Raw genomic sequence first — 379 nt, 5'->3', positions numbered from 1 at the left:
CCGTGGGCGCGGGCACGCTGATCACGGCCGAGGACGTGCGCGCCGCCCGCGCTGCCGGTGCAATGTTCGGTGTCTCGCCCGGCGCGACGGACGCGCTGCTGAACGCGAGCGAGGCCGAGGGCTTGCCGCTGCTGCCCGGGGCGGCCACGGCGAGCGAGGTGATGCGCCTGGCCGAGCGCGGCTATGACATGCTCAAGTTCTTCCCCGCGGAGGCGGCCGGCGGGGCGGCGGCGCTCAAGGCGTTCGGCGGGCCCTTGCCGGGCATGGCGTTCTGCCCGACGGGCGGCATATCGCCCGCCAATGCTGCCGACTACCTGCGGCTGGACAACGTGATGTGCGTGGGCGGCAGCTGGCTGGCCCCGCGCGGGGCGGTCGCCGC

1 protein-coding gene is annotated in these 379 nt (G+C 75.7%); it reads left to right on the top strand.

Going from position 1 to position 379, the window contains the following annotated elements; all coding sequences use genetic code 11:
* Positions 1–379: bifunctional 4-hydroxy-2-oxoglutarate aldolase/2-dehydro-3-deoxy-phosphogluconate aldolase (gene eda / locus ACH13J_RS18400; RefSeq protein WP_397544795.1), on the top strand; the 379-nt coding region annotated here is incomplete at both ends.

The organism is Roseovarius salis, assembly GCF_044472985.1.
GTDB lineage: Bacteria > Pseudomonadota > Alphaproteobacteria > Rhodobacterales > Rhodobacteraceae > Roseovarius > Roseovarius salis.
The sequence above is the reverse complement of the archived record's forward strand: the minus strand, read 5'-3'. Positions and strand labels throughout refer to the sequence as shown.